This window comes from Mesorhizobium sp. B2-9-1, from assembly GCF_006439455.1.
Lineage (GTDB): Bacteria > Pseudomonadota > Alphaproteobacteria > Rhizobiales > Rhizobiaceae > Mesorhizobium.
In genome coordinates, this window is sequence record NZ_VFTP01000001.1 from 141342 (window position 1) to 166240 (window position 24899).

At 64.5% G+C, this 24899-nt stretch carries 24 protein-coding genes; 12 read left to right on the forward strand and 12 right to left on the reverse strand.

Features of this window, described 5'->3' with window-relative positions:
- Positions 1-17: 17 nt before the first annotated feature.
- From FJW05_RS00700 to FJW05_RS00725, 6 genes are all read right to left on the reverse strand, one after another.
- Entirely contained in the window at positions 18-2699 is a 2682-nt protein-coding gene (locus tag FJW05_RS00700; RefSeq protein ID WP_140626998.1) for a phosphoenolpyruvate carboxylase, read from the reverse strand.
- Positions 2700-2896: 197 nt separating this feature from the next.
- Positions 2897-3796 carry a succinate--CoA ligase subunit alpha gene (sucD, locus tag FJW05_RS00705; protein ID WP_140627000.1) on the reverse strand — a complete coding sequence of 300 codons (900 nt, stop codon included), beginning with the start codon at positions 3794-3796 and terminating at the stop codon, positions 2897-2899.
- A 13-nt stretch (positions 3797-3809) separates the two neighbouring features.
- Complete coding sequence (locus tag FJW05_RS00710; protein ID WP_140542015.1) at positions 3810-4997, reverse strand: malate--CoA ligase subunit beta; 1188 nt, start codon at positions 4995-4997, stop codon at positions 3810-3812.
- Positions 4998-5015: 18 nt separating this feature from the next.
- Positions 5016-5993: a CoA ester lyase gene (locus tag FJW05_RS00715; RefSeq protein WP_140541999.1), complete on the reverse strand. Its 978-nt coding sequence runs from the start codon at positions 5991-5993 to the stop codon at positions 5016-5018.
- A 10-nt stretch (positions 5994-6003) separates the two neighbouring features.
- Positions 6004-7194, reverse strand: coding sequence for an aminotransferase class V-fold PLP-dependent enzyme (locus FJW05_RS00720; protein ID WP_140541998.1), 1191 nt, complete (start codon positions 7192-7194; stop codon positions 6004-6006).
- Between the two features lie 120 nt (positions 7195-7314).
- Positions 7315-7986: a response regulator transcription factor gene (locus tag FJW05_RS00725; protein ID WP_246673154.1), complete on the reverse strand. Its 672-nt coding sequence runs from the start codon at positions 7984-7986 to the stop codon at positions 7315-7317.
- A 357-nt stretch (positions 7987-8343) separates the two neighbouring features.
- Here FJW05_RS00725 and mgtE point away from each other — a divergent pair, with 357 nt between their 5' ends.
- Positions 8344-9762, forward strand: a complete 1419-nt coding sequence (gene mgtE, locus FJW05_RS00730) for a magnesium transporter (protein ID WP_140541996.1) — start codon at positions 8344-8346, stop codon at positions 9760-9762.
- Positions 9763-9905: 143 nt separating this feature from the next.
- Positions 9906-10292, forward strand: a complete 387-nt coding sequence (locus FJW05_RS00735; protein ID WP_027168973.1) for a MerR family DNA-binding transcriptional regulator — start codon at positions 9906-9908, stop codon at positions 10290-10292.
- Positions 10293-10623: 331 nt separating this feature from the next.
- On the opposite strand, the gene FJW05_RS00740 is transcribed toward FJW05_RS00735, so the two are convergent.
- Together FJW05_RS00740 and FJW05_RS00745 are read right to left on the reverse strand one after the other, a co-directional pair.
- A complete protein-coding gene (locus FJW05_RS00740) occupies positions 10624-11103 on the reverse strand; it encodes an isoprenylcysteine carboxylmethyltransferase family protein (RefSeq protein WP_140627004.1) in 480 nt (159 codons plus the stop codon).
- On the reverse strand, positions 11100-12101 hold the full coding sequence (locus FJW05_RS00745) for a DUF1624 domain-containing protein (RefSeq protein ID WP_140627006.1): 1002 nt from the start codon (positions 12099-12101) through the stop codon (positions 11100-11102). Before FJW05_RS00745 ends, FJW05_RS00740 begins: the two co-directional genes overlap by 4 nt.
- 227 nt (positions 12102-12328) lie before the next feature.
- Here FJW05_RS00745 and FJW05_RS00750 point away from each other — a divergent pair, with 227 nt between their 5' ends.
- A complete protein-coding gene (locus FJW05_RS00750; RefSeq protein ID WP_140627008.1) occupies positions 12329-13528 on the forward strand; it encodes an MFS transporter in 1200 nt (399 codons plus the stop codon).
- On the opposite strand, the gene FJW05_RS00755 is transcribed toward FJW05_RS00750, so the two are convergent.
- Positions 13497-14687, reverse strand: coding sequence for an aromatic ring-hydroxylating dioxygenase subunit alpha (locus FJW05_RS00755; RefSeq protein ID WP_140627010.1), 1191 nt, complete (start codon positions 14685-14687; stop codon positions 13497-13499). The two genes, FJW05_RS00750 and FJW05_RS00755, sit on opposite strands and share 32 nt — an antisense overlap.
- Before the next feature lie 103 nt (positions 14688-14790).
- On the opposite strand from FJW05_RS00755, the gene FJW05_RS00760 reads away from it, so the two are divergent.
- From FJW05_RS00760 to cobO, 3 genes are all read left to right on the forward strand, one after another.
- Complete coding sequence (locus FJW05_RS00760) at positions 14791-15477, forward strand: gamma-glutamylcyclotransferase (protein ID WP_140627012.1); 687 nt, start codon at positions 14791-14793, stop codon at positions 15475-15477.
- A 129-nt stretch (positions 15478-15606) separates the two neighbouring features.
- Positions 15607-16152 (forward strand): bifunctional adenosylcobinamide kinase/adenosylcobinamide-phosphate guanylyltransferase, encoded by a 546-nt coding sequence (cobU, locus tag FJW05_RS00765; RefSeq protein ID WP_140627014.1) that lies wholly within the window; start codon positions 15607-15609, stop codon positions 16150-16152.
- A gap of 1 nt (position 16153) precedes the next feature.
- Positions 16154-16783: a cob(I)yrinic acid a,c-diamide adenosyltransferase gene (gene cobO / locus FJW05_RS00770; RefSeq protein WP_140627016.1), complete on the forward strand. Its 630-nt coding sequence runs from the start codon at positions 16154-16156 to the stop codon at positions 16781-16783.
- On the opposite strand, the gene cbiB is transcribed toward cobO, so the two are convergent.
- Positions 16780-17769 (reverse strand): adenosylcobinamide-phosphate synthase CbiB, encoded by a 990-nt coding sequence (cbiB, locus tag FJW05_RS00775; protein ID WP_140627018.1) that lies wholly within the window; start codon positions 17767-17769, stop codon positions 16780-16782. The two genes, cobO and cbiB, sit on opposite strands and share 4 nt — an antisense overlap.
- Here cbiB and cobD point away from each other — a divergent pair.
- Positions 17768-18823: a threonine-phosphate decarboxylase CobD gene (cobD, locus tag FJW05_RS00780; RefSeq protein ID WP_140627020.1), complete on the forward strand. Its 1056-nt coding sequence runs from the start codon at positions 17768-17770 to the stop codon at positions 18821-18823. The genes cbiB and cobD overlap by 2 nt on opposite strands.
- Positions 18820-19329: a tyrosine phosphatase family protein gene (locus FJW05_RS00785; RefSeq protein ID WP_140627022.1), complete on the forward strand. Its 510-nt coding sequence runs from the start codon at positions 18820-18822 to the stop codon at positions 19327-19329. Before cobD ends, FJW05_RS00785 begins: the two co-directional genes overlap by 4 nt.
- Before the next feature lie 18 nt (positions 19330-19347).
- Here FJW05_RS00785 and FJW05_RS00790 read toward each other — a convergent pair whose 3' ends face one another.
- Positions 19348-20145 carry a creatininase family protein gene (locus FJW05_RS00790; protein WP_140627024.1) on the reverse strand — a complete coding sequence of 266 codons (798 nt, stop codon included), beginning with the start codon at positions 20143-20145 and terminating at the stop codon, positions 19348-19350.
- A gap of 61 nt (positions 20146-20206) precedes the next feature.
- A complete protein-coding gene (locus FJW05_RS00795; RefSeq protein WP_140627026.1) occupies positions 20207-20590 on the reverse strand; it encodes a RidA family protein in 384 nt (127 codons plus the stop codon).
- Positions 20591-20843: 253 nt separating this feature from the next.
- Between FJW05_RS00795 and FJW05_RS00800 the strand changes: the two genes are divergently transcribed.
- The 4 genes from FJW05_RS00800 to FJW05_RS00815 all read left to right on the forward strand — a co-directional run bounded on the left by FJW05_RS00800 (position 20844) and on the right by FJW05_RS00815 (position 24897).
- On the forward strand, positions 20844-21848 hold the full coding sequence (locus tag FJW05_RS00800) for an ABC transporter substrate-binding protein (RefSeq protein WP_140627028.1): 1005 nt from the start codon (positions 20844-20846) through the stop codon (positions 21846-21848).
- Between the two features lie 15 nt (positions 21849-21863).
- Positions 21864-22685, forward strand: a complete 822-nt coding sequence (locus FJW05_RS00805; RefSeq protein ID WP_140627030.1) for an ABC transporter ATP-binding protein — start codon at positions 21864-21866, stop codon at positions 22683-22685.
- Positions 22672-23523 carry an ABC transporter permease gene (locus FJW05_RS00810; RefSeq protein WP_140627032.1) on the forward strand — a complete coding sequence of 284 codons (852 nt, stop codon included), beginning with the start codon at positions 22672-22674 and terminating at the stop codon, positions 23521-23523. The genes FJW05_RS00805 and FJW05_RS00810 overlap by 14 nt, the downstream gene beginning before the upstream one ends.
- 75 nt (positions 23524-23598) lie before the next feature.
- Positions 23599-24897 carry a cytosine deaminase gene (locus FJW05_RS00815; protein WP_140627034.1) on the forward strand — a complete coding sequence of 433 codons (1299 nt, stop codon included), beginning with the start codon at positions 23599-23601 and terminating at the stop codon, positions 24895-24897.
- Positions 24898-24899 lie beyond the last annotated feature (2 nt).

The window sequence follows — 24899 nt, forward strand, 5'->3', positions numbered from 1 at the left end:
CAACCGGCAAACCGAGCCTATCCCGTCCACCCCAGACCGGCCGAGATGCAGTTGATCGAGACGAGCAGGGCGTCGGTCGCCCGCCTTTGATCTGTGCTTGTGCCTGCCCGAGCTTCGCGCAGCAGATTGACCTGCAGCCGGTGGATGTCGTCCATCTGCCGGCGCAGATTGTCGAAACGCCTTTTGAACATCGGGAAGCGCGCGGAAAGGTCGCCTCCCGTAAGGTCGCCGATCAGGCGCCGCGTCAGCTCGTATTCGGCCGCGATGCGGGCGTGGATTCTTGCTGCCACATCGCTGTCGGACACCAGGTCGGCATAGAGCCGTGCGATCTCCATGTCGGACTGGTAGAGCGTCTTTTCGGCCTCGTCGACGATCAGGCGGAAAAAGCGCGAATGCTCGAACATGCGGGTCAGAAGCTCGCGCCCGGCCTCGCCGCGCACCGTGACGAAAGCGCTCAGCGCGCTGCCGATGCCGTACCAGCCGGTCAGCAGATGTCGGTTCTGGCTCCACGCGAACACCCACGGAATGGCGCGCAGGTCGGCAATGCCGCTGGCGCCGAAACGGCGATCCGGCCGTGAGCCCATTTTCAAGAGCGCCAGTTCGGCAACCGGGCTCGCCTGGTTGAAATAATCGAGGAAGCCCGGCTCGGCCATCAACCTGGCATAAGACGCCTGCGACATGCCGGCCAGCGCTTCCAGCGCTTCGTCGAACTCCGGCGATTCCTTCGGCCCGGCATCGCCGGGCGATCGGATCCCGTGCGCCAGCACGGCGGCGGCGAGAACCTCAAGCTGGTTGAGGCCGGTGCCGCGATTGGCAAATTTCGACGAAACGACCTCGCCCTGTTCGGTCACCCGCATGGTTCCGGCGACGGTGCCTTGCGGCTGCGCCGCGATCGCCCGGCCGGTCGGCGCGCCGCCGCGGCTGACGGAGCCGCCGCGGCCGTGAAAGAAACCGATCCTGACCTTGTGCTTGCGGCCGATGGCGGCGAGGCGCTTCTGCGCCTTTGCCAGTTCCCAATTGGAAGCGAGGAATCCGCCATCCTTGTTGGAGTCCGAATAGCCAAGCATGATTTCCTGGCGCGCGCCGAAATCGCGCACCGTCCGCCGCACCAGCGAGACGCCGAGCAGTTCGTTCAGGATGGCAGGGGCTGCCTGCAGGTCGGCGATGGTCTCGAACAACGGCACGATCCGCAGCCCGATCGTGCCGTCGCCGCCGGGCGCGGTGGAGAGCCCGCAATATTGCGCCAGCAGATAGACCGCGAGCAGGTCGTCGGCCGAGCGGGTCATGCTGAGCACGAAAGAGCCGATGGCATCGGCATCCGCGCTAGATATTTGTTCGCGGATGACAGCGAATGTCGACAGCAGTTCACCTGCCTCCGGCGAGAGTTGGCTTGCGTCGATCTGCAACCGCTCGCCCTGGCTGAGCGCCGCGCGGATGCGCATCGACCATTGTGGCGTGCCGGCGGTGATCGGATCGGTGGCGTCTATAAGAGCAAACAGCTCGGCGAGCACCCGATTGACGACTGTGGAGTTCTGCCGGATGTCGAGCGAGACGGTGCGGAAGCCAAAGCTTCCGACCTGCCAAACGAGCGGCTGGATGAAACGCCTGGCGACCGCGCGGCCACCGATCGCTTCGAGGACTGAAGAGAGGGCGTTGAGATCGGCGCGAAACGCCTCCGCCGAGAGGTACGCCGCCTTGCCGCCATCACGGGTGGCGACCAGTCGGGCCAGCAGGGCCGAAGCGAACTGCCGCAGCGGTTCGTCAGGATTGCGGCCGGCTATCTCTTGCGCCTCTCCACTCTTATCCAGCGCTGTTTGCAGCACCGGCCTGAAGCCGGCCGGCAGGTCGATGACGTTCGAACTGGCGCTGAGCACCGTCACCAGCCGCTGCGCCTGCGCCAGATACCAGCCTATGGCGGTGTTGCGGCATTCGGCCATGGCATGGGCCGTGACCGCAGCCGTCACGTTCGGATTGCCGTCGCGGTCGCCACCGATCCAGGAGGCATAGCGCATGAAGGAAGGAATTTTGATTGGCTCGCCCGGATAGTGACGCTCGAAGGCGTCCTGAAGCTTGCCATAGAGCTGTGGCGTTGCCTCGAAGATGACTTCGCGGAAGAAATGAAGTCCCCAGGCGATCTCGCGCTCGACCGTCGGTCGCTCCAGCCGCAGCTCGCCCGTCATCCACAGAAGCTCTATCTCGCTTTCCAGATCGGCGACCAAGAGATCGCGCTCGCGCGGCGCCCAGCGCGGCTGGTCGAGCTCGGTCAGCTTGCGATAGATGCGGCGGTGGATCTCCAGCACCGTGACGCGTTTGGCCTCCGTCGGATGCGCGGTCATGGTCGGGCCGACGCAAAATTCGTCGAGCATCGCCTGGACGTCGTCCGCCGAGTGGCCGCTCGCCGCCATCTCGGCAATCACGCTGGCGAAGGAGCCGGGCACTTCGTCGGCGCCCGCGCCTTGCTCGAGCTCGCGCCGCGCCCGCATCGCCAGCAACTCGTCGGCAATCGCCAGCAACTGGAACCACACGCCGCTCGCCTGAAGCGCCGGGATGCGCTGCTCCGGGGCCAGCGAGACAAGTGACCTGCGGCCGCTCAGGACCGCGGCGATCTCGGGCTCGCGCGCGCTTGCGACCTGAAGCAGCAGACGTAACAGCAGGCTGCGCTCGTCCTCACGAAACTTGATGGGTTTGCTCTGTTCCAAAGCCGCTTTCCCGATCGTCAGCCGATTTGCCGCTGCGCTGCTAAGTAGTTGTTTTCAGGCAATCCCGGACGGCCGCAGCGCACGTCTCCTGGAATTGCTCTTCATAGGGCAGCGCCGAGCGCACGGGCCGACGACCATCGAGGAGGCCGGCCCGGAACAGGCTTCACATCCTGTCGCGATATTCGCCTGGTCGACCGTCAAGCAGCCTTCTTCGTCCGCGCCAGCGTGTCGGCCACGACCTCGCCGAAGGAGGCGGGGGTGGGCACGATGACGACGCCGGCTTCCTTCAGGATCTCGACCTTTTCCTGCGCCGACTCGCCAAAGGCGGAGATGATCGCGCCGGCATGGCCCATGCGGCGGCCCTTCGGGGCGGAAAGGCCGGCGATGTAGGCGATCAGCGGCTTCCTCATATTGTCGCGCGCCCAGATCGCGGCTTCGGCTTCCTGCGGGCCGCCGATCTCGCCGATCATCACCACGGCGTCGGTGTCGTCGTCGCGCTCGAAGAGCTGCAGGATGTCCTTGAAGGACGAGCCGTTGATCGGATCGCCGCCGATGCCGACGCTGGTCGACACGCCGATGCCCAGCGCTTTCATCTGCGATGCGGCCTCGTAACCCAGCGTGCCGGAACGGCCGACGATGCCGACGCGTCCGGGCAGATAGATGCTGCCCGGCATGATGCCCATCAGCGCCTGTCCGGGCGTGATGACGCCAGCGCAGTTCGGGCCGACCAGCCGCATGCGATCCTCGAAGCGGTAGCGGCGCATGTAGCGCTTGACCTGCATCATGTCCTGCGAGGGGATGCCGTCGGTGATGCAGACGCAAAGCTTGATGCCGGCGTCGGCCGCTTCCATGATCGAATCGGCGGCGAAGGGCGGCGGCACGAAGACGATGCTGGCCTCGGCGCGGGTCTCGCGCACGGCGCCTTTGACGGTGTTGAAGATGGGCAGGCCGAGATGCGTCTGGCCGCCCTTGCCGGGGGTGACGCCGCCGACCAGCTTGGTGCCGTAGCGTTTCATGTCGTCGGCGTGGAAGCTGCCGATCTTGCCGGTGAAACCTTGCACGATGACGCGCGTGCTGCGGTTGAGCAGGATTGCCATTTCTCGACCTCCCTCAGGCTGCTTTTTTGTTCTTGGCGGCTGCGCGCCAGGCGGCGACGGCTTTTTCGGCGGCTTCGGCCAGCGTGTCGGCGACGATCACCTTCTCGCCGGAATCGGCCAGGATCTTGCGTCCTTCCTCGACCTTGGTGCCGGACAGGCGCACCACCAGGGGGACGTCGACGCCGACCTCGCGGATCGCCTTGATGACGCCTTCAGCCACCCAGTCGCAGCGGTTGATACCGGCGAAGATGTTGACCAGGATTGCCTCGACATTCTTGTCGCCGAGCACGGCGCGGAAGGACTTTGCTACCCGCTCCGGCGAGGCGCCGCCGCCGATGTCGAGGAAATTGGCCGGCTCGCCGCCGGCGATCTTGATCATGTCCATCGTTGCCATGGCGAGGCCTGCGCCGTTGATGATGCAGCCGATATTGCCGTCGAGCCCGACATAGGAGAGGCCGCGGTCGCTGGCGAAGGTTTCGCGCGGATCTTCCTGGCTCTTGTCGCGCAACTCGGAGATTTCCGGCCGGCGGAACAACGCGTTCTCGTCGAACGACATTTTTGCGTCGAGCGCGACGAGGCTGCCGTCACGCGTCACCACCAGCGGATTGATCTCCAGCATCGAGGCGTCGTAGTCGCGGAACACCTGGTAGCAGCCGAGGATGGTTTCGGTCGCCTTGCCGATCAGGTTGCTCTCAAGCCCGAGGCCGAAGGCGATTTCGCGCGCCTGGAAGCCTTGCATCCCGACGCCCGGATCGACGGTGGCGCGGATGATGGAGTCCGGCTTCTTTTCGGAGATGTCCTCGATCTCCATGCCGCCGGCGGCCGATGCCACGATCATGACGCGCTCTTCCTTGCGGTCGAGCACGAAGCCGAGATAGAGCTCCTGCGCTATATCGACGGCTTCCTCGAGATAGAGGCGCGAGATCAGCTTGCCGCGCGGGCCGGTCTGCTGCGTCACCAGCTTGCGCCCGAGCATGGCTTCTGCCGCGTTGGAAATCTCCTCGTCGTTCGAGCAGAGTTTTATCCCGCCGGCCTTGCCGCGCGCGCCGGAATGGACCTGCGCCTTCAGCACCCATTTGGCGCCGCCGATCTCCCGGGCACGATAGGTCGCCTGCTCGGGGCTGTAGGCGAGGCCGCCGCGCGGCACGTGCACGCCGTGGCGAGCAAGCAGTTCCTTGGCCTGGTATTCGTGGATGTCCATCATGTCCTCCGGGTATGTCTATTGCGCGGCTTGCGGCTTTTGTTCGCTGGCAAGATGGCCTGCGCGTTCGATCGCCTCGTTCACCACCAGCACGTTGCGCGCCATGCGCTCCGACGCCGCGTCGATCATCTTGCCGTCGAGCGCCGCCGCGCCCTTGCCGAGCGCCTCGGCTTCCTTCAGCACTTCGAGGATACGCCTGGCCCGCGTGACTTCTTTCTCCGGCGGCGAGAACACATCGTTGGCCAAGGCGATCTGCGAAGGGTGGATCGCCCATTTGCCTTCGATACCGAGCGCGGCGGCACGCCTCGCGGCCGCCTTGTAGCCTTCGGGATCGGAGAAATCGCCGAACGGCCCGTCGATCGCACGCAGGCCGTAGGCACGGCAGGCGACCGTCATGCGCGACAGCGCGAAGTGCCACTGGTCGCCGGGATAGTCGGGGTTGAGGCCGCCGATGTTGACGGTGCGCGCCTTGTTGCTGGCGGCATAGTCGGCGACGCCGAAATGCATGGCTTCCAGCCGGCCCGGCGTGGCGGCGATCGCCTCGACATTGGCCATGCCCAGCGCCGTCTCGATCAACGCCTCGAGGCCGACACGGGTCTTGAAACCCTTGGCCATCTCGATCTGGTTGACCATGGCCTCGACCATATAGAGGTCGGCCGGCACGCCGACCTTCGGCACCAGGATCGTGTCGAGCCGGTCGCCGGCCTGTTCCATGACGTCGACGACGTCGCGGTACATGTAATGCGTGTCGAGACCGTTGATGCGCACCGAGACGGTCTTGCCCTTGGCGCGCCAGTCGATGTCGTTCAGCGCCTGGATGATGTTCTTGCGGGCGCGCTCCTTGTCGGGCGGCGCCACCGCGTCCTCGATGTCGAGGAAGACGAAGTCGGCGGCGCTGTTGGCCGCCTTGTCGATCATCTCCGGGCTGGAGCCCGGCACGGCGAGCTCGCTGCGCTGCAGCCTCAGCTTCTTCAGGTGGTTGATGGTGTGGCTCATGGTGCGCTCCTCACGCCGCTCTGGCGACCGGCACGTCGGCCGTGCGGCGGAAATGCTCGATCGCCGCCGCCACGCCCGAGCCGGGGGCCAGGCGCACGCCGCAGTCGAGCAGCGCCATTTCGGCGGCCGACAGCGAGGCCAGCACCATCACCTCGTTCAGCCAGCCGAGATGGCCGATGCGGAAGACCTTGCCGGCCACCTTGTTGAGGCCGCCGCCGAGAGAGGTATTGTATTGCTGGTAGGCGCGCTTGACGACATTCGCGCTGTCGATGCCTTCCGGCACCAGGATGGCGCTGACCGTGTCGGAGTGCCACTGCGCTGTCTTGGCGCACAGCTTCAGGCCCCAGGCGTCGACGGCCTTGCGCACGCCCTCGGCCAGGCGATGGTGGCGGACGAAGATGTTCTCCAATCCTTCCTCGGCAATCAGATCGAGCGAGGCGCGCAGGCCGCGCAGCAATTGGGTCGCCGGCGTGTAAGGGAAGTAGCCGGCGTCATTGGCGCGGATCATGTCCTCGAAGGAAAAGTAGCAGTGCCGGTGTGTCGCCACCCGCGAAGCGGCAAGCGCCTTCTTGCTGACCGACAGGAAGCCGAGGCCGGCCGGCAGCATGAAGCCTTTCTGTGAGCCGCTGACGGCGCAGTCGACGCCCCATTCCTCCTGACGGAAGTCGATCGAGCCGATCGAGGAAACGCCGTCGACGAAGAGAAGGGCAGGATGGTGCGCCGCGTCGAGCGCCGCGCGGCAGCCGGCGACGTCGCTGGTGACACCGGTCGCGGTCTCGTTCTGGGTGCAGAAGACAGCCTTGATGCGGTGCGCCTTGTCGGCCCGAAGCTTCTCGGCATAGAGCTCGAGCGGAACGCCGGTGCCCCACTCGCAGTCGATGACGTCGACCTCGAAGCCGAGCCGCTCGGCCATGTCGACCCACAGATGCGAGAACTGGCCGAAGCGCGACATCAGCACCTTGTCGCCGGGGCTGAGCACATTGGTCATCGCCGCTTCCCAGGCGCCGGTGCCGGAAGACGGGTAGATGAAGACGCGGCCGGTCTCGTTCTTGAAGACCCTTTTGATGTCCTCGAACAGCGGCAGCGTCAGGTTGGGGAAGGAGGAGGCGCGCATATCCTCCATCGGCAGGTTCATGGCTTGCCGGACTTGCTCGGGAATGTTGGTGGGCCCCGGGATAAAAAGATGCGTGAACCCAGCCATGCGCGAAACTCCTCCGATCGTTGGGATGTGGAGGAAGTTTCGTCTCGGCGAGGTCCGGCAACAACACCTTGCCGGGTAAGTTGTTCGCCCTTGCGGGTGGGGTGATCCTACCCGGTCGGCCTACCCGATAGGCGATTTGGAGGTGCGGCGTTTCTCGCTCGAATAGAGCGCGACGGCCATCGCGCGGTTGCGGACGTCCAGCTTGTCGTAGAGATTCTTCAGGTGATACTTCACCGTGTTCTCGGAAATCCCGGTCCGCGTTGCGATCTGCAAATTGGTCCAGCCGTCGGAAAGCACCGCCAGCAACTCGCGCTCGCGCACGGTGAGCCTGGACAACGGCGTGTCGTTGACCTTGTTGATGTCGATATAGGGAATGCAGATACGCCCGTGGGCGACCGCCAGGATCGTCTCGAAGATCACCGGCGGATCGTCGAACTGGAAGCAGTAGCCTTGCGCGCCGAGGCGCACGCATTGCTTCAGGATGCCGATGTCGTGGTCGTTGGAGAAGATCGCGATGCGCACGCCAAGCTCGCGGCTCTGGACTTCCGCAAGCACATCGGCGCCGTCCATGTCGGCCAGCTTCCAGCCGACGACGGCGACATCGAATTGCGTGGCGGCGGCCAGTTCCAGGAATTGCGCGCCGCTGTGCACGACACCGAGCAAATCGAAGCGGCCGTCGCATTCCAGCATCTCGCGTAAAGCCGAAACGACGAACGGATTGCGTTCGGCGACGACCACGCGAACGCGCCGCTCGGCATTTCCTTCGCTCGTCTTTCCGGACTTGATGTTCAAGGGCAGCGTTTGTCCTCGGAGCATTTGGCGATGCGCTGATCTCTGGATCATGCATCATGACAATTCTGCCTCAATAGGGAAGGGGTGCTCTTTCCCCAGCGACATGCACTGTCGCGCCCGCTGAAGCGTTATCACACCTGCGACGCGGTAGTCGCACGCTGCTTCCGAGAAGTGCGGGGCGAAGGCGGCCGTCACATTTCCTTGGCTATTCCGCGCGCTAGAGCGACATCTTTCCAAGACGAATCCTATTGCCGCGCTATCTGCCGAACAGGGTTTGGATTTCCCGAAAAGCGGTTTCCCCTTTTCGGGATCATGCACTAGACCTCGTTTGGGGATTCCTCGTTGCGGGAGGCGCTGGTGGAAGGCCAGGACAGACAGACGACCGGCGCCGCGCCCGCCGAGGAGCGCCACGCCGACATCTATGGCGAGGACGGCGCAGTGCGCGCCTCCTTCCTTGCCCAGATCGGCGCGGCGATCGCCGACCGCGACACGATCACCCTCAAGCGCGAGGTCGACGACCTGCACCAGTCGGAGCTCGGCGACGTGCTGGAAGCGCTTCATCCCGAACAGCGCCGGGCTTTGGTCGAACTGCTCGGCTCCGATTTCGACTTCTCCGCGCTGACCGAAGTCGACGAGGCGATCCGCCTCGACATCGTCGACAATCTGCCCAACGCACAGATCGCGCAGGCGGTGCAGGAGCTCGATTCCGACGACGCCGTCTACATCCTCGAGGACCTCGAGAAGGAAGACCAGGACGAGATCCTGTCGCAACTGCCTTTCACCGAGCGCATCAGGCTCAGGCGCGCGCTCGACTATCCGGAAGAGACCGCCGGCCGGCGCATGCAGACGGAGTTTGTCGCCGTGCCGCCGTTCTGGACCATCGGTCAGACCATCGACTACATGCGCGAGGACAGAAACCTGCCCGAGCGCTTCAGCCAGATCTTCGTCATCGACCCTAGCTTCAAGCTGCTCGGCGCCATCGATCTCGACCAGATCCTGCGCAACAAGCGCGCGGTCAAGGTCGAGGACGTCATGCATGAGACCCTGCATGCGATCTCGGCCACGATGGACCAGGAAGAGGCGGCGCGCGAGTTCGAGCAGTACAATTTGCTCTCCGCCGCCGTGGTCGACGAGAACGGGCGGCTGGTCGGCGTGCTGACCATCGACGACGTGGTCGACGTCATCCAGGAAGAGGCGGAAGAGGACCTTTTGCGCATGGGCGGCGTCGGCGACGAAGAACTGTCCGACACGGTGCTCGCCACCTCGCGCTCGCGCGTGCCCTGGCTGCTGGTCAACCTTGTGACCGCCTTCCTTGCTGCCTCGGTCATCGGCCTGTTCGACCGCACGATCGAGCATATCGTGGCGCTGGCGGTGCTGATGCCGATCGTCGCCGGCATGGGCGGCAATGCCGGCTCGCAGACCATGACCGTCACCGTGCGCGCACTGGCGACCAGGGACCTCGATATCTACAACGCCGCCCGCATCATCCGTCGCGAGGTCGGTGTGGGCTTCATCAACGGCATCGTCTTCGCTACGCTGATAGGCATCGTGGCCGCAGTCTGGTTCCGCGATCCCAATCTGGGCGGCATCATCGCGGCGGCGATGATCATCAACATGTTTGCGGCTGCCTTGGCCGGGATTCTCATCCCGCTGCTGCTTGACCGCTTCAAGATCGATCCGGCCGTGGCCTCCGCCGTCTTCGTCACCACCGTCACCGACGTCGTCGGCTTCTTTGCTTTCCTTGGCTTGGCTACCTGGTGGTTCAGCATTCGCTAAAGCAACAAGGCGCCGTTAATTGACTTTTACGTAAATGCCGTGCGAGGTTGCCGCGGGGTCACGTGCCGATTCCGGCGCTGGATGGGTATCACCGGAGGGAAGGGCGACGCTTCAAGCGGCGATGCCCTGGCTTGGGAGCGGGAATGCGGGAATATTACACGATCACCGAGCTGACGCGCGAATTCGACGTGTCGACGCGGACATTGCGTTTTTACGAGGACGAGGGGCTGGTGCAGCCGGTAAGGCGCGGCCGCACGCGGCTGTTTCGGCCGTCGGACCGGCATCTCATCCGCCAGATCATGCGGGGAAAAAGGCTCGGCTTCTCGATCAACGAGATCCGCGAGATCATCCAGATGTACAAGGAGCCGCCCGGCGAGGTCGGCCAGCTCAAGCTGATGATCAAGCGCATCGAGGAAAAGCGCGAGGACCTGCGCCAGAAGCGGCGTGACCTGGAAGAGACGCTGGCTGAATTGGACCAGGCGGAAGAGTCCTGCGTGGAGCGGCTGGCCGAGCTGGGTGTGAATACGTAGCCCGCTGACAGGCGAAGACCAACTGGGGCGAACGTTCGAGATTAGCCGGTGCCTCCCGAAGTTCGTCATCCACGGGCGAAGCGGACGCGGAGACCCGAGGATCCATTCCGTGACCTTCGCCGAGGCATGCGGCGGAGCAGAATTTTGCGCCGCGGCGACACCTCAATGTCACGGAATGGATTCCAGGGTCTGCGCGCGTCGCTTCGCTCCTTGCTCCGCCCTGGAATGACGAAGTCGCGGATGCTCCTGCCACATCGCCGAGGTGCGCGGTTGCCAATCGCCTAGGTGTGCGGTCTGATCGCACCAGGCAGCCGTCATTGCGGAAGCAACTTCAAATCCAGCGCCGCACCCTTTTTGCGTAATCGCGGTATTTCTTGCCGAATTTCGCCGCCAGGATCTTCTCTTCCTTCTCGATCGCTAGCTTCTGCGTCGCGAAGCCGGCGAGGAAGGCAAAGAGCAGGAACCAGGCGATGCCGGTGATGAAGGCGACGCCGATCAGAAGCAGCGTGTTGGCGAGATACATCGGGTTGCGCGTGATGCCGAAGGGGCCTGACGTCACCAGATGATCGGGCTCGGCGTTGGGGTCGAATGTCGTCTTGGCCCGCATCATCACGCGGATGGCAGTGACCCAGAGCATGGCGACGCCGAACAGCGCCACCCAACCGACGCCGAACAGGAGATCGCCGAAGATGTCGCCGATCCAGGGCAGCGGGTAGAGCATGCCGAGGACGACGCTCGCCGCAATCGCCACGACGTAGATCACCGGCGGCCAGGGAATGATCCCGCGTCTGGGCTTTACGATGCCCGTCATTGCTGCCCTCCCTCCATCTGGTCCTGCGTCGCGGCGGTGCAGGTCTCCGCCATGTCGGCCAGATGCGATTTCCAGACGCTGGACTGATCGTTGGCGTAGAGCTTGTCGAGCGACCCTTCGCCCTTCAGCGTGTCCAGCATGCAGCCACAATAGCTCGTACAGAACTTGCTGTCCCGCTGTTGTTCGCACTGCGCCTGGCAAGCCGGCAGGAAGCCGGCTTCCCTATCCTGAGGGGCGGCGGGCATGACCTGCGAGAACAGCCACACCGAGCCGAACAGAAGCGGCTGATGGATGAGGTAGAAGGCGAGGCTGTGCCGGCCGATGAAGGTCAGCGGCTCAGACCCGCGGCCGGGCAGCCATGTTCCCAGCCGGGCGAGAAAGCCAGTGGCAGAAGCGAGCTTCGCCGTGGCGATGCCCGCAAGCACCGCGCCGAACCACGGGAAAAGCGGCACGTAATCGTTGGAACGCGGGTTGGTGGCGGAAAGGCCAACCCACCACAGCGCCGGATGATCGAAGAACTCCGACCGCAGATAGTAAGGGGCGGCAATGACCGCCGCGGCAATGATCGTCGTCACCAACCAGGGCAGCCTGAGAAAGGCGAGGCCGAGCAGGCTCGCCAGCGCGATCTCATGCAGGATGCCGAAGAAGATGAACCCGTCCGGGGTGACGATGTAGGTGACTGCCGAGATGGCGGCCGCTGCGATGGCCACCATGGCAAAGCGCTTCCAGAAGCCTGGCCAGCGGATATGACGGCCGTGGGCAAGGAAGAGGCTGACGCCGACAAGCAACAGGAAAGTCGAGGCAATGCAGCGCGCGTAGAATTTCCACCAGCCGAAGGCGGTGAGGGCGGGCGCGGTGTAGCCGAAGTTTTCGAGGTCCCAGGTGAAGTGGTAGCTCGCCATCGCGATCAGCGCGATGCCGCGCAGGATGTCGATGGCCTGGATGCGGCCGTGCTTTGGCGCGTCCTGAACAGGGCCGCTCGTCGTTTGAAGGCTCATCATCTCGATCCGATTCAGTCGTGCCAAACGACTATCACGGTTCAAGTGGACGACAGAAGCAGGCGGCCATCAATGCCGTTCATGGCAGCCATGAAATTTCGCTTTAGGCCAGAGCTGGAAAGCCTTTGGCAGGCTTCGCTTTTCGGCCTCTCGGAGTCGGTTTCCTGCTACTGGCCGGCAGCTGGCCCGGCCAGATTCGGGCGCGGGATTCACGTTTCGGAGGGCCGATGTCCACCCATGTGCGCCATCCGATCTGGCTTCCGGCCCTGCGGCCGGCGGACGCGCGCACCTTCGCCTCGCTCTATGCGGTTGAATCCTTCGCCCGCGCCACGATCTCCAGCGTGATCCCGATCCAGGCCTACGAGATCCTGCACAATGAGCGGATCGTCTCGATCCTCTACACGATCGTATCCCTGATGGGCCTTTCGGTCACGCTGTTCATGCCGATCCTCATCCGCCGCTTCGCGCGGCGCTGGGTCTACACGGCCGGCTGCGTGCTGCTGGCGCTCGGCTCCGCCTTCTTCGTCACCCACTCGCTGCCCGGCCAGATTGCCGGCATGCTGTGCCGCGTCATGGGGGCGAGCGCGCTGTCGATCACGCTCAACCTCTACATCATGGATCACATCCGCAAGACCGACTTCATGCAGGCAGAATCGCTGCGCATGGCGTGGTCGATGTTCGCCTGGACCGGCGGGCCGACGCTCGGCATCTTCCTCTACACCCATTTCGGCATCTATGCCGCGCATGGCGCGGTCGTCGTGTTTGCGTTCGCCCTGCTTTGCCTGTTCTGGTTCTATCGGCTGAGCGACAACCAGTCGATCCGGCCCGGCAAGTCGCGGCCCGCCAATCCGCTTGCCAATATCGGCCGCTTCGTGAAGCAGCCAAGGCTCAGGCTTGCCTGGCTGATCGCCTTCGGTCGTTCCTGCTTCTGGACGACGTTCTTCGTCTACGGCCCGCTGTTCATGGTGATCACCGGCCAGGGCGAGCTCGCCGGCGGCTTGCTGGTTTCGGCCGGCAACGCGCTCCTGTTCGCGGCGATCTTCTGGGGCAGGGCCGGCAAGCGCTTCGGCGGGCGGCGGGTCATGACTTTCGCCTATTTCGCCATGTCGGCCATGTTGTTTGCCGCGGGCGGAATCGGCGAGGCGGCGCCGTTGCTCACCGGCGCGCTGCTGCTTTGCGGCGCCTTGTTCACCATCGCGCTCGATGCGCTCGGCTCGACCGTCTTCATGCGCTCGGTGCGCGCTTACGAGAAGGCGCAGATGGCGGCGGTCTACCGCACCTATCTCGATTTCTCCGAGCTGACGCCGCCGCTCGTCTATTCGGTGGTGCTGGCCTTCTTCGGCCTCGGATCGGTGTTCGTCACGCTCGGCATCCTGGCCGCCTTCTGCGGCTTCATCACCTGGCGCTACCTGCCGAAGGCGTTTTGAACGCTGCGTGACGGCCGCGCACCCAATCGTGGAAGCGGTGCAGGTCGTATTCCTCCGGCATTAGCACGCCGGCTTTGTGGCGCAGCGAGCGAAGCCCCTTCTGGTTGACCTCGCAGATCGCGGCGTCTTCTTCGAGCACCTGGGTGCCGAAGGCGACGATGTTTTCGACATCGGTCTCAGCCAACGCTTCCGGAGCGAACAGCCATTCGGCGGTCAGCTCAGTCTGCTCCGGGCCGAGCGGGGCGAGCCGCACGGTGCGCATGTAGTCGACATGGCCGACGATGAACATCGAGGGCAGCGAGGTGGCGTAGGTCTGGCCGGCAGCGCGCTCGGCCGGCGTCAAGCCGGAAAAGACAGGGCCATGGACATGGCCGTCCTTGGACCAGGTTTCGGCACCGGGGCGCAGCCGGCCGGAGAATTCCGGGGCGTCATTGTCGGCGTGGCGCGCCCATTCGGGATCGTCATGCCTGGCCATCAGGCCGCGGCCATAGATCGGCACCAGTCGCGACAAATCCTTATGCACGCCGGGGCAGTGCAGGCATTCGTTGAAGTTCTCCCAGAAAATCTTCCAATTGCAGTTCATCACTTTGGTGAGCCGGTGGCCGGTGACTAGGCTTTCCAGAGGCCAGCTGGAAAGATCTCCGGAGGCGCGATCGAAGGAGCTTTCCGCCGAGCCGTCGGGATGCTCGGCGAGGTTGACGAAGACGAAACCGCGCCACACCGATAGCGCCACGCGGTAGAGCGGATAGTCGGCCTTGTCGAAGCTCTCGGGCAGCGATTTCGACGGCACGCGCACGAGATCGCCGCGCAGCGAATAGGACCAGGCGTGATAGGGGCAGGTCAGCAGCCTGGCTTTCAGCCGCCCGGCGCTCTCCTGGCAAAGCTGCGAGCCGCGATGCCTGCAGGTGTTGTGGAAGGCGCGCAAGGCGCCGGTCTCGTCGCGCAGCACGACGACCTCCTGGCTGCCGATGCGCACCGTGCGGAAGGCGAGGGGCTCGGCGATATCGGCCTCGCGGCAGACCATCAACCAGTTTCGATACCAGATGGCGTCCAGATCGCGCCGGTAGGCGTCGGCGTCCCAATAGGCGGCCGACGGCAAGGTCGGCTGGAGGCTGGTCAGGCCGTTGTAAGGGTCGCGTTCGTTCGGATCGGGCTGCATCGGATACTCCGTGGCTGCCGACAGCCGACACCCGGGCCAAGGAGTTGTCAATCGCGAGGCGCCCGCATAGTTTCGGTCGCGCAGGAACCTTAAGGTCGCGCGCATGCCGCCAAGAACCATGTCGCTAACCGAGGAACTGGTCGCCCGCTGCTTCCGCGCGGTCGAGGATGCAGGACCGGATCCCGATGCGGCGCATCTGGATGACAGCGACTATGCGGCGATGACGCGTGAGCTGGAGGCTCAACTCCTGGCCAACGAACCGCTTTGGCTGTTTGGCTACGGCTCTCTGATCTGGAAGCCCGAGATCGAGCATGTCGAGGAGCGCGTGGCCCTGCTGCGAGGTTGGCACAGATCCTTTTGCATGAACATGACGCGTTGGCGCGGCACCAAGGAGAGTCCGGGCCTGATGATGGCGCTGGACCGTGGCGGACAGTGCAAGGGCGTCGCCTTTCGGCTCGGCGACGGTGACAGGCGCGAGCAACTCGACAAGATCCTGCGGCGAGAGGTGACACTGAAGCCGACCAGCTACCATCCGCGCCTGCTCAATATGACGAGCGATGGCGGCCCGCTGCGGGCGCTGGCCTTCGTCATCAACCGCCAGGGCACCACCTATGCCGGTCCATTAATCGAGGATGCGGTTGTCGAAAGGCTGGCGACCTCCTGCGGCCATTGGGGCTCGGGTGCCGACTATCTCTACAACACGGTGAATAATCTCGAGCAGCGCGGCATCCACGATACGCATTTGTGGCGGTTGCAGCAGCTGGTCGCGGCGCGGATTGCCGGCTCGTAGCATCGCAAGTCGTGCCGCAATCGCACCGGGCGGTGGCGGAATTGGGTTTGCCGGTGGTTGCGCTTCTGCCTAAGGTTCGCGCACCGTCGGCCTCTGGGCCGCGACACGATTCCAACCTGGAAGGCAAGAATGACCGGCGCGACAGCCGCGAGCGGCAATAGAGCTTCCGATGGGAAGCTGACCTTCATCCTGGGCGGTGCGCGCTCGGGCAAGAGCACGCATGCCGAGGCGCTGACAACCGCCCATCCATCGCCCTGGACCTACATCGCCACCGCGCAGGCCTATGACGACGAAATGCGCGAGCGCATCACGCTGCATCGGTCGCGGCGCGGCGAAGGCTGGGTCACCGTCGATGCGCCGCTCGATCTGACGGGCACAATCGAGGCTTTGCCGACCCACCAACCTGTGCTGATCGATTGCCTGACATTGTGGCTCACCAACCACATGCTGGCCGAACACGATGTCGAAGCCGAATGCCGGCGGCTCAAGGATGCGCTGTCGCGGCCGCGCGGGCCATGGTTCGTGGTCTCAAACGAAGTCGGCCTGGGCATCGTGCCCGACAATGCGCTGGCGCGCCGGTTCCGCGACGCTGCGGGAAGACTCAACCAGCAGGTCGCGGCGACAGCCGACAGCGTTCTCATGATGGTGGCGGGATTGCCACTCAAGGTGAAGTGACATGGCCGAAATCGAAGACAAGACTATCGACGACAAGGACGCCGAGCGCCACCGCGCCAAGATGGCCAAGCGCAAGGCGGTGCAGGATGCCGAAGTGGCCGGCAAGACGGTCGAAAAGGGGCTGCTGATCGTCAACACCGGGCCGGGCAAGGGCAAGACTACGGCTGCCTTCGGCTTGGCGCTGAGAATGCTGGGCTATGGCAAGCGCGTCGGCGTCGTGCAGTTCATCAAGGGCAAATGGCATACCGGCGAGAAGGATGCTTTCGCGGCCTTCGGCGACCGTGTCGTCTGGCATGCGATGGGCGAGGGTTTTACCTGGGAGACGCAGGACCTGAAGCGCGACATCGCCGCCGCCGAAGCCGCCTGGGCCAAGGCGTTGGAGCTGATCGCCGATCCGTCGATCAGCCTCGTGGTGCTCGACGAGCTCAACATCGCGCTGCGCTACGACTATCTCGACCTGGAAAAGGTGGTCGCGGCGCTGAAGGCGCGCCGGGGCGACCTGCATGTGATCGTCACCGGCCGCAACGCCAAGCCGCTCCTCGTCGAGGCGGCCGATCTCGTCACCGAGATGGGGCTGACCAAGCACCATTTCGCCGCGGGCGTGAAGGCGCAGCAGGGAATTGAGTTTTAGCCGCCGATCAAGATGGTCAGGTAGATCACGATCGCGGAGACGACCGCGAACAGGCCGAGCAGCAGCCAGTCGGCTATGCGATAGAGCTTGAGCGCCTGGCGGATGTCGGTGCTTTCGGCCTCGCGGCGGCCGTCTTCGCCCATGAAGGCGTCCTCGACGACTTCGCCGCCATAGCTGCGCGGTCCGGCGAGGGATAGCCCCAGCGCGCCGGCCATCGCCGCCTCCGGCCAGCCGGCATTGGGCGAACGGTGCTTCCTCGCGTCGCGACGCATGACATGCCAGGCGGAGTGCGGATCGGCGCCCGGGACGAGAAAGGCCGCCAGCACGATGAGCAGCCCGGTAAGCCGCGATGCGGGTAGGTTGACCAGATCGTCGAAACGGGCGGCCGCACGGCCAAAGGCTTCGTATTTCGGCGTGCGGTGGCCGATCATCGAATCGGCGGTGTTGGCGGCCTTGTAGGCAGCACCTCCGCCAAGGCCGCCGATGCCGGTCCAGAAGGCGGGCGCGACAATGCCGTCCGAAAAATTCTCGGCCAGGCTTTCGATCGCGGCACGCGCGACACCGGCCTTGTCGAGCTTTTCCGGATCGCGGCCGACAATGCGCGATACGGCGATGCGGCCGAGCGTCAGGCCGCCGGTCTCCAGCGCATCGGCGACCTCCTCGACATGCTCTGCGAGGCTTTTCTGCGACAGCAGCGTGGAGCCGAGGATGGCGGCGATGACGAGACCCGCCGGGAACATCGTCCAGAGCAGGACATGCAGCGCCAGGCCGATCAGGCCGGGCACCAGCAGAATGACGAGCAAGGCCTGGACGCCGCGTCGGCGACGCAATTCGTCGGAATCCGTAGCGTGGTTGAGCCGGCGATCGAGAAAGGATATCAGCCTGCCGATCCAGGTGACCGGATGGCCGATGGCGCCGAACAGCCAGTCCGGGTAGCCGAGAGCCCGTTCGACGGCGAGTGACAGGAAAGCGATCAGGACGGACATGAAACTTCTAAGCGGAGCGATTGCAGCGGTTGATCATGGCGGCAGCCTTGGCCGGGCAAACGCGCTTTTTCCTCATGCGCCAAAACCTTTCGTGGACCTCTCGACAGGTATCAATCCGCACTCCTATCCGCTTTTCGATCTGCCCGCCACAGCGCTGTCCCGATTGCCGGAGGCAGGACAACTGTGCGAATTGGCCGAAATTGCGGCCAGGGCCTATGGCGCGCCGTCGGCGGCGCATGTGGCGGCGGCGCCCGGCACGCAGATTCTCCTGCCGCGCGTCGCTTCGCTGCTACGGCCAGGCAAGGCGCTGGTGCTTGGCCCGACCTATGCCGAACATGCCCGGGCCGCCGCTATCGCGGGCCATGCCGTCGCGGAAGTCAGCGATTTCGGCGCGCTGGCCGAGGCGGACCTTGCTGTGCTGGTCAATCCCAACAATCCGGATGGGCGGCTGATCGAAAAGGCCCGTCTGCTCGACCTTGCGGCGCGGCTTCGCGCCAAGGGCGGGCTGCTGGTCGTCGACGAGGCCTTCATGGATGTCGGCCCGATCGAGCAAAGCCTCGCCGGCGATGTCGGGCAGGGCGGCATCGTCGTGCTGCGCTCCTTCGGCAAGTTTTTCGGCCTCGCCGGTGTTCGGCTCGGCTTCGCGCTGGCGGATCCGCTGATGGCCGAGCGGCTGGATGCGCAGCTCGGGCCCTGGGCGATCGCCGGCCCGGCGCTCGAATATGGCATCCGCGCCTTGTCGGATGCGGCGTGGCAGGCCGATATGCGGCAACGCCTGGCGCAGGATGCCGGGCGGCTCAACGCGCTGCTTGGCCGATTCGATGTTCCGGTCGCCGGCGGCACCAGCCTGTTCCGCCATCTGTCGTTTCCCCAGGCCGCAGGCCTTTTTTCGGCACTTGGCTCGAGCGGCGTGCTGGTCCGCCATTTTGCCGAGCGGCCTCAAGTGCTGCGTGTCGGTTTGCCGGGCAATGAAGCGGAATGGCAACGCCTCGAAGGCGCCCTTGCCACGTGGGCCGCGCGGCGCAAGGATGCGCCAAAGGAGTTCGGGCAATGATCCACGTCTGTTCGCTGTCGAAGGTCGACGAGGCCGTGGCAAGGACCGGTGCGCAGCGGTTGTTGTCGCTGCTCGCCGCAGGCACCGAAGTGGTCCGCCCGGCCTCGATCCTGGCGGAAAACCACCTCCATCTCGTCATGCACGACATCGCTGTCGCGCAGGAAGGCATGACGATGCCCGGCGAGGAGCATGTGCGGGCCTTGCTCGATTTCGCCTATCGTTGGGATCGGGCAAAGCCTTTGGTGGTGCATTGCTATGCCGGCGTCAGCCGCTCGACGGCATCGGCCTACATCATCGCGGCGGCGCTGGCGCCGAAGCGCGACGAGATGGAACTCGCCCGGACGCTGCGCTTCCTCTCGCCGACGGCCACGCCCAATCCGCGGCTGATCGCCGTCGCCGATATGCTGCTTGAGCGTGACGGCCGCATGATCGCGGCGATCGAAGCCATCGGACGCGGTGCCGACGCGTTTGAGGGGATCCCCTTCGAATTGGGGATCGAAGCTTAAGTCAAAGCAGACCCGCCGCTACGCCAGCCACTCGGCAAGCTTCGCCTTGCGCACATCCCGGACCAGGTTGATAAAACCGTCGGCCTGCATTTCCGCCGTCAGCCGGCCCTTCTCGGCCGTGGCGATGGAGGCGTCGCCGACCACGCCGTTCGGATTGAGGTCGCTGGCGATCCAGGCGAAGGCATGCGTGCCGGTGTGGCGCAGCAGGGCGAATTCCTTTTCGGCGCGCCCGACATTGGAGACGAAATTCTCCGCCTTGCTCATGTCGACGAGGTCGGGCCGGAAGTGCAGCATCAGTGATGTCTCGACATCGCCGCCATGGATGCCGTGACGGTCCTCGAGCTCGGTGTACATGCCGGCCGGACGGCCGAAACGCTGCCAGCTCGTCTTCACCGACAGCATTTTGGCGCGCACGCGCAATTCGCGCGAAATGATGCCCATGATCTCTTCATTGCCGCCATGCGAATTGACGACGATCAGCTTCCTCACCCCGGCCCGGGCGACCGACAGGCCAAGCTCGGTCCAGGCGTCGACCAAGGTGGTGGCGGGCAAGGTGAGCGTTCCCGGCGCATGCAGATGCTCGTTCGATTTGCCGACCGCCTGCACCGGCAGGATGCGGATGTCGAGATCGTCGGGCAGACGCGCGATCACCGTCTCCAGCATGCCCGCCATGATCGAGGTGTCGGTCGAGACCGGAAGGTGCGGGCCGTGCTGCTCGATCGCCGCCACCGGCAGCACGGCGATGGTCGCTTCGGCGTCGATCGAGGCGTATTCGGTCGTCCGGTAATCGCCCCACCACACGCGTCTTGTCGTCACTTTTCGTCTCCCGATTGGTCTGCTGTCCGGCCTGAGGTCTAGAGACTATCCCCGGAAACAGCTAGCCCGCTGCCAGAACTTCGACCTCGACCTTGAACTCCGGACGGGCGAAGCCGGAAACGATCATCAGTGTCGATGCCGGCGCCGGATCGGAAAAGAGCCGGTTGCGGACATCCATATAGGCCTGCAGGTGCTCGCGGCCGATGACGAAGGCGTTGATGCGCACGATGTCGTTCAAGGTCAGCCCGGCCTCACTCAGAATCGCGGCGATGTTCTTGAAGCAGAGCTCCGTCTGCGCGCCGGCATCCTGCGGCACGGCATCGTCGGGGCCGATGCCCAATTGACCCGAGCACAGCACCAGGCGCTTTCCGGCCGGTATTTCGACGCCGTGGCTGTAGCGGGCGAAAGGCGGCTTGATCGACTTGGGGGCGAGGTATTTGAGCACGGCATTCTCCTGTCGGCCGACAGCCTAGTGGCGGATTCATGAAACATTCAAGATGCCGTGGACGCCGCCAGGAGCGATTATGGACAGGCGTCCAAAAAATAGGCACGATGCCTCGCGTACGGCATGCCCCGTCCGGTCTCGGCAACGACTGCCGCACGAGCAGGCGGCCCTGGCGGTGGCATGTGTCTTGCTTCTTGAATCAATGGTGTCGAGCCCAGCGCGTTGCGCGCCGGAGCCAAGAGAGGGTGAGTTTATGATCGAACAAGGAAAGATGCTGGCGGGCGCCGTCGTCCTGCTGGCTGCGGGCACGCTGACTGCTGCCGCGAACGAGAAGGTGACGTTCGGCACCAATTGGCTGGCCGAGCCGGAACATGGCGGCTACTATCAGGCGATCGCCGACGGCACCTATGCCGCCTGCGGCCTCGATGTGACCATCATGCAGGGTGGTCCGCAGGTCAGCGGCCGGCCGATGCTGCTTGCCGGCAAGATCGATTTCTACATGGGCGGCAACCTGCTGTCGGCCTTCGATGCCGTGCAGCAGGGCATCCCGATGCGTGTCGTCGCGTCCGACTTCCAGAAGGATCCGCAGGTCATCATGTCCCAGCCGGGGCAAGGGCTGGACAAGTGGGAAGACCTCAAGAATGCCGACCAGTACATCATGGGCGACGAAGGCGCGCAGACCTTCTTCCAGTGGATGGTCACCGATCTTGGCTTCGACGCCGCCAAGCGCGTGCCCTACACGTTCAATCCAGCGCCCTTCATCGCCAACAAGAAGTCGATCCAGCAGGGCTATGTGACGTCCGAGCCGTTTGCCGTGCAGAAGCAGGGCGGCTTCACGCCGAACCAGTTCCTGCTCGCCGACTATGGCTGGGATACCTATGCGACCACCATCGAGGTGATGCAGGACACGATCGACAAGCGGCCGGAGGTGGTGCAATGCTTCGTCGATGGCTCGGCCAAGGGCTGGTACAAATACCTCTATGGCGACAACAAGGCCGCCAACGAGATGATCAAGAAGGACAATCCGGACATGACGGATGAGCAGATCGCCTTCTCGATCGAGCAGATGAAGAAATTCGGCGTTGTCGATTCGGGCGATTCGGAAAAGCTCGGCATCGGCGCGATGACCGAAGCCCGCATCCAGAGTTTTTACGACAAGATGGTCAAGGCCAAGGTCGCGCAGCCGGGCCTCGATATCAAGAAAGCCTATACGCTGGCCTTCATCAACAAGGGTGTCGGGCTGGAGCTGAAGAAGTAAGGCGGCCGGCCTGAGATGATCCAGGAGAAAATGGCTGAGACGCCGGCGGCATCGGGGGAGGACCCGATGCTGCTGGCATTGCGCAGTGTCGGCAAGGTCTTTTCCAACGGCGTGACGGCGCTGAGCAAGGTCGACTTGGCGATCCGCGAAGGCGATTTCCTGAGCCTGCTCGGCCCCTCCGGCTGCGGCAAGTCGACGGCGCTTCGGCTGATAGCCGGTCTGTCGACGCCGACCTCCGGCCAGCTCGACTGGCGCGGCGCGATCGACCGCTCGAACATTGGCTTCGTCTTTCAGGAGCCGACACTGCTGCCTTGGGCCAGCGTCTTCGACAATGTCTGGCTGCCGCTGAGGCTGAAGGGCGTGTCGCGCGCCAAGGCGGAGCCGGCGGTGATGGAGATGCTGTCGCGCGTCCACCTCAGCGGTTTCGAGAACGCCGTGCCGCGCGAGCTTTCCGGCGGCATGAAGATGCGCGTCTCGATCGCGCGGGCCATGGTGACCAAGCCGCGCATCCTTCTGATGGACGAGCCTTTCGCGGCGCTTGACGAGATCACCCGCTTCAAGCTCAACAACGACCTTCTGGAGCTTTGGCAGGACGAGCGCTTCACCGTCATCTTTGTCACCCACAGCGTGTTCGAGAGCGTGTTCCTGTCCAGCCGCGTCGTCGTCATGGCCGCGCGCCCGGGTCGCATTTTCGGCGAACTCCCCATCCATGCGCCCTATCCCCGCGACGAAGCGTTCCGCACCTCGCCGGCCTATGCTGCGCTTTGCCGGCAGGCCTCGGGCGTGCTGGTCGACGCCATCAACTCAACCGCCGGATCGCAAAATGACGGCCATTGACGACAATGTCCTGACGCTCGATCCGGAAGAGGCACGCCGCGCCCGCCAGGAGCGGCTGGAGCGCATCGGCAAATGGGTGCTGCCGCTGGCGATCATGGTGCTGGCGATCGTGCTGTGGGACCGCATCTGCGTCTGGAATGAGATCCCGCAATATATCCTGCCGCGGCCGGGTGTGGTGCTGCAGACGCTGCGCAGCGACGCGGGGCTGTTGTTCTCGTCACTGCTGGTGACGCTCAGGATCACCTTTTTCAGCCTGTTGCTCGCCGTGATCGGCGGCGTCGGACTGGCGGTGCTGTTCGCGCAGTCGAAATGGGTGGAGATGTCGTTCTTCCCCTTCGCCATCGTGCTGCAGGTGACGCCGATCGTCGCCATCTTCCCCTTGATCAACATTTATGTGGACAACCAGACCGTCAAACTGCTGCTCTGCGCCTGGATCGTCGCCTTCTTTCCGATCCTGTCCAACACCACGCTCGGCCTGAACTCGGTCGACCGCAATCTGCGGGACCTGTTCAAGCTCAACGGCGCGACGCGCTGGCAGCAATTGCGCTATCTGCGCCTGCCGGCAGCGATGCCTTATTTCCTCGGCGGGCTGAAGATCGCCGGCGGCCTGTCGCTGATCGGCGCGGTGGTGGCGGAATTCGTCGCCGGCGCGCAGGGGCAGTCGTCGGGGCTCGCGTCGCGTATCATCGAGGCCGGTTACCGGCTCAATGCTCCGCGCTTGTTCGCGGCGCTGATCCTGATCTCGCTCACCGGCATATTGATCTTCCTGGTGCTGTCGCTGGTGTCGCATCTCATCTTGCGCCGCTGGCACGAGAGCGCGCTGAAACAGGAGCGGTAAGGTGCGCGACGCGATTGAGAATAGTGAGGCGTCCATTTGGGGACCAGTTCTGCATAAGACAGCGGGGGCCAGGCCTTGATACCACCCTCTGGTTCTTATCGCCTGGCTAACATTCGGCTTCATCGATCGCTCACGCCGGGTCTTGCCGCCGCTTTCGACCCGGATGGGTTTGCGCTTGCCGACATATCTGTCGCCGACGGTAAGATCGCGAGCATTGTCGCCCGTGCCAAGTCGAAAGCAGAAGCCGACGCGATCGACCTTGCCGGCCGCATCGTGCTGCCGTGCTTCGTCGATTGCCACACCCATATCGACAAGGGCCATATCTGGCCGCGAAAGCCCAATCCGGACGGCACTTTCATGGGCGCGCTCAATGCCACCGGCGCCGACCGCACCACGCGCTGGAGCGCCGAGGATGTCGCGCGCCGCATGGACTTCTCGCTGCGCTCGGCCTATGCGCATGGCACCAAGGCCGTGCGCACGCATCTCGACAGCGTGCCGCCGCAGGAGGAGATCTCCTGGCCGGTGTTCGAAACGATGCGGGAAAAATGGCGCGGGCGCATCGAGCTGCAGGCGGCCTGCCTGCTTGGCATCGAAGGCGTGCGCGACAAGGCCTGGTTCGAACGGCTGGCGAAACGCGTCGCCGCGGCCAAGGGTGTGCTCGGCGTCGTGACCTATATGGTGCCCGATCTCGAGGAACTGCTCGACCAAGTTTTCGCCCAGGCGATCGAGCATGGGCTCGATCTCGATTTCCATGCCGACGAGACCGACGACGTCGCGGCCATCTCGCTGAAGAAGATCGCAGAGGCGTCGCTGTGGAACGGTTTCGAGGGCAACATCCTGGTCGGCCATTGCTGCTCGCTGGCACGCCAGCCGGACCTCGAGGTGCTCGATACGCTGGACAAGGTGGCGAAGGCGCGGCTTGCCGTGGTGTCGCTGCCGATGTGCAATCTCTATCTGCAGGACCGCCGCAACAACCACACCACCCCGCGCTGGCGCGGCGTGACGCTGCTGCATGAGATGAAGGCGCGCGGCATCAAGGTGGCGGTGGCCTCCGACAACACGCGCGATCCGTTCTACGCCTATGGCGATCTCGACATGCTTGAGATCTACCGGATGGCGACGCGCATCCTGCATTTCGACCACCCGGTCGGCGACTGGCCCAGGGCGGTTGCGGCAACGCCGGCCGAGGTGATGCGGCTCGACGGCGCCGGCATCCTTGCCGCTGGAAGCAGCGCAGACTTCATCATCTTCAAGGGACGGAGCTGGACCGAATTGCTGTCGCGGCCCGAATCGGATCGCATCGTGGTGCGCGACGGCAGGGCGATCGAACGCCAATTGCCCGACTATGCCGAACTCGACGAACTGATGGTGTGATG

Excerpts from the sequence above, each read along its gene's own strand:
- sucD (WP_140627000.1), bottom strand. The coding sequence starts at position 3,796 with ATGGCAATCCTGCTCAACCGCAGCACGCGCGTCATCGTGCAAGGTTTC.
- FJW05_RS00710 (WP_140542015.1), bottom strand. The coding sequence starts at position 4,997 with ATGGACATCCACGAATACCAGGCCAAGGAACTGCTTGCTCGCCACGGC.
- FJW05_RS00715 (WP_140541999.1), bottom strand. The coding sequence starts at position 5,993 with ATGAGCCACACCATCAACCACCTGAAGAAGCTGAGGCTGCAGCGCAGC.
- FJW05_RS00720 (WP_140541998.1), bottom strand. The coding sequence starts at position 7,194 with ATGGCTGGGTTCACGCATCTTTTTATCCCGGGGCCCACCAACATTCCC.
- FJW05_RS00735 (WP_027168973.1), top strand. The coding sequence starts at position 9,906 with ATGCGGGAATATTACACGATCACCGAGCTGACGCGCGAATTCGACGTG.
- FJW05_RS00740 (WP_140627004.1), bottom strand. The coding sequence starts at position 11,103 with ATGACGGGCATCGTAAAGCCCAGACGCGGGATCATTCCCTGGCCGCCG.
- FJW05_RS00745 (WP_140627006.1), bottom strand. The coding sequence starts at position 12,101 with ATGAGCCTTCAAACGACGAGCGGCCCTGTTCAGGACGCGCCAAAGCAC.
- FJW05_RS00750 (WP_140627008.1), top strand. The coding sequence starts at position 12,329 with ATGTCCACCCATGTGCGCCATCCGATCTGGCTTCCGGCCCTGCGGCCG.
- FJW05_RS00755 (WP_140627010.1), bottom strand. The coding sequence starts at position 14,687 with ATGCAGCCCGATCCGAACGAACGCGACCCTTACAACGGCCTGACCAGC.
- FJW05_RS00760 (WP_140627012.1), top strand. The coding sequence starts at position 14,791 with ATGCCGCCAAGAACCATGTCGCTAACCGAGGAACTGGTCGCCCGCTGC.
- cobU (WP_140627014.1), top strand. The coding sequence starts at position 15,607 with ATGACCGGCGCGACAGCCGCGAGCGGCAATAGAGCTTCCGATGGGAAG.
- cobO (WP_140627016.1), top strand. The coding sequence starts at position 16,154 with ATGGCCGAAATCGAAGACAAGACTATCGACGACAAGGACGCCGAGCGC.
- cobD (WP_140627020.1), top strand. The coding sequence starts at position 17,768 with ATGAAACTTCTAAGCGGAGCGATTGCAGCGGTTGATCATGGCGGCAGC.
- cbiB (WP_140627018.1), bottom strand. The coding sequence starts at position 17,769 with ATGTCCGTCCTGATCGCTTTCCTGTCACTCGCCGTCGAACGGGCTCTC.
- FJW05_RS00785 (WP_140627022.1), top strand. The coding sequence starts at position 18,820 with ATGATCCACGTCTGTTCGCTGTCGAAGGTCGACGAGGCCGTGGCAAGG.
- FJW05_RS00800 (WP_140627028.1), top strand. The coding sequence starts at position 20,844 with ATGATCGAACAAGGAAAGATGCTGGCGGGCGCCGTCGTCCTGCTGGCT.
- FJW05_RS00805 (WP_140627030.1), top strand. The coding sequence starts at position 21,864 with ATGATCCAGGAGAAAATGGCTGAGACGCCGGCGGCATCGGGGGAGGAC.
- FJW05_RS00810 (WP_140627032.1), top strand. The coding sequence starts at position 22,672 with ATGACGGCCATTGACGACAATGTCCTGACGCTCGATCCGGAAGAGGCA.